The organism is Paraburkholderia sp. (assembly GCF_035501035.1).
Taxonomy (GTDB): Bacteria; Pseudomonadota; Gammaproteobacteria; order Burkholderiales; family Burkholderiaceae; genus Paraburkholderia.
This window is the reverse complement of sequence record NZ_DATJWR010000463.1, coordinates 1-2,686: the sequence shown is the minus strand read 5'-3', so window position 1 is coordinate 2,686 and position 2,686 is coordinate 1. Positions and strand designations below refer to the sequence as shown.

The 2,686-nt window shown below is 62.8% G+C and carries 3 protein-coding genes; all 3 read left to right on the top strand.

Annotation, left to right across the window (positions count from 1 at the left end; genetic code table 11):
• Positions 1 to 509 precede the first annotated feature (509 nt).
• The 3 genes from VMJ11_RS32350 (at position 510) to VMJ11_RS32340 (ending at position 2,596) form a co-directional block, all read left to right on the top strand.
• On the top strand, positions 510 to 680 hold the full coding sequence (locus VMJ11_RS32350; protein ID WP_325625117.1) for a DUF3088 family protein: 171 nt from the start codon (positions 510 to 512) through the stop codon (positions 678 to 680).
• A 72-nt stretch (positions 681 to 752) separates the two neighbouring features.
• Positions 753 to 2,108: an LLM class flavin-dependent oxidoreductase gene (locus tag VMJ11_RS32345; protein WP_325625115.1), complete on the top strand. Its 1,356-nt coding sequence runs from the start codon at positions 753 to 755 to the stop codon at positions 2,106 to 2,108.
• Between the two features lie 227 nt (positions 2,109 to 2,335).
• Positions 2,336 to 2,596 carry a hypothetical protein gene (locus VMJ11_RS32340; protein WP_414694548.1) on the top strand — a complete coding sequence of 87 codons (261 nt, stop codon included), beginning with the start codon at positions 2,336 to 2,338 and terminating at the stop codon, positions 2,594 to 2,596.
• Positions 2,597 to 2,686 lie beyond the last annotated feature (90 nt).

Below are 2,686 nucleotides of genomic sequence, written 5' to 3'. Positions count from 1 at the left end.
TCAGATTCAGGCTCGGCCACAGCCATGGCGACCACGGCAACATGCGCCTGGCTCGTAACGCTGCCTGAAAGCCGCTGTGCAGCTATCGCGTCGTTTCCGATGCTGCATGCGCAAGCGCGCGCATTCCACTCTCATTGCACGCAAGCGAATAACCTAAGCGCAAATCGGTTGTTATCTGCGCAAGCACACGTCCCTATACTGGCTCGCTGTCCTGTCGATCAAAGTCGGCACCGGGCGCATGCACGCCGGTCTGCCAGCCCAGCACAAGGAACGTTGAATGCTCGCACACGATCAAGCGAATCCGGCCGCGCGCCAACGGCTCCAGACCGCGCTCGATGCATTGCCCGCGCTCGCAAAGGTGCGACACGCGCCGCCGAAGCGGCGATTACACACGCAACGGTGCGACGACCCATCTCACGCAGGGCCGGGCTTTTCAGCCTTTTCTAGCGCGTATTCACGTATTCGTACGAGATTCGAAAGCCTGTCACGCTAACAAGGAGCGACATGCAATGAGCCGCGATCTTCTTTTGCTGCTGGAACCCGGATTCGCCGATCCCCGTTACCCGGGCGAGCGTTTCATCTGCCCCGACGGCGCGCCGATCGAAGGGCTGCTCGCCAGCGACCCGCGCCGCATTCTCGAACTGCTCGCCGAGCGGCACGGTTTCCCGAAAATGCATTGATCTTCGTGTACGTAGGCGCCACCGTCATCGATGGCGATTGCCGATGTACCTCATCCACGACTTGCGCACACCATGAGCCAACGCAAAGGACATCTGCGCCTCGGCGCTTTTCTGTATCCCACCGGACATCACATCGCAGCGTGGCGCCATCCGGATTCACAGGCGGACGCGGGGCGCGACTTTCGCCACTATGTGCAGCTTGCGAAGGCTGCGGAAGCGGCAAAGTTCGACCTGATCTTTCTCGCGGACGGTTCGGGCACACGCGGCGACAATGTCGACTTTCTGAGCCGCACGGCGCACAGCTATGTGGCGCAATTCGAACCGCTCACGTTGCTCTCGGCGCTCGCCGCCGTGACCGAACGCATTGGCCTCGTCGGCACGGCGTCGACGACGTTCAACGAGCCGTATCACATCGCGCGCAAGTTTGCGTCGCTCGATCACATCAGTGGCGGGCGTGCGGGATGGAATCTCGTCACGTCGTCGAGTTCACACGAGGCGAAGAACTTCAACTTCGATGAGCATCTCGCGCATGCGCGGCGCTATGAGCGTGCGGTCGAGTTTGCGGAAGTCGTCGAGGGGTTGTGGGACAGCTGGGACGAAGACGCGTTCGTGCGCGACAAAGCGGCAGGGCGCTACTTCGATCCTTCGAAGCGCCACGTGCTCGATCATCGCGGCGAGTTCTTCAAGGTGCGTGGGCCGCTGAACGTCGAACGCTCGCCGCAGGGCCGGCCCGTGGTCGTGCAGGCCGGTTCTTCGGAAGCGGGCAAGGCGCTCGCGGCGCGCACCGCGGAGGTCATTTTCACGGCGCAGCAAACGCTGGACGATGCGGTTGCGTTTTACGCGGACGTCAAAGGCCGGATGGCGGAGTATGGCCGCGAGCCGGACGATCTCAAGATCATGCCCGGCGTCATGCCGATCGTCGGTGCAACACAGGCCGAGGCGCGCGAGAAGTTCGAAGCGCTCCAGGCCTTGATCGATCCGAAGGTGGGGCTCGCGCTGGTATCCACGCTGACGGGAGGCTTCGATCTATCGGGTTATCCGCTCGACGGTCCGATTCCGGAACTGCCGGAAACCAACGCAAGCAAGAGCCGCCAGTCGCTGACGCTCGAACTCGCGCGGCGCGAAAACCTTACGATTCGCGAGCTGTATCTGCGTGTCGCTGGTGCGCGCGGACACTGGCAGCTGGTCGGCACGCCAGAGCAGATCGCCGATGCGCTGGAGGAGCGCTTCGTCAACTACGGCGCAGATGGCTACAACGTGATGCCGGCTTTGCTGCCCAACAGCCTCGATGATTTCATCCGGCTCGTGCTGCCTGAACTGAGGCGGCGTGGACGCTTTCGCAGCGATTACGAGGGCCGCACGCTGCGCGATAACCTCGGCTTGCGGCGGCCGGTGTCGCGTTATCAGCGCGAAGCCGTGGCGCAATGACGAAGCGCATATCGCGACCCGTCATAACGTTAGTCGGATCCAGGTTTGAGCGCAGACCTGGCACTCCTTATATTCGGTGGATTGTCGATCCACCTCTGCTACCTCTGCCACCTTCAGGCACTCGCATGCCGCGACATTCACGCTTCTCATCAAACGTCCCGTCAAACTCGCGGAGCACGCCACGCGACGACGCATCGAAGACCACGCCGGCACTGCCCCGTCGCCGGATGCTGGGTGGTCTCGCGCTCTCCGCGTTCGTCGCACCCGGCGTAAAAGCCGCCACGTTGTTGCGGCCGCTGGGCGTCGACGCATGGTCGCAAACGCCGGGTGCGCCGATTCTCGAGCATCCTTATGGGTTGCCGTCGCCGCACGAAGCGAACGTGATACGGCGCGCCGCGCGTGCGTGGCCCATGCCGGGCGCGGCTTCGTCGCTGACCGGGGTGATGAATGAGCACCTTGGCCTGGCGCTGGTTGGCAAGGTCTGGTAACACATCGGAGATGTAGAGGTGGAAAGGCTCCGATTCGCGGAAGCCCGCGCCGTGCAGCAGCAATGTAACGAGCATACCGCGATAGTCGTA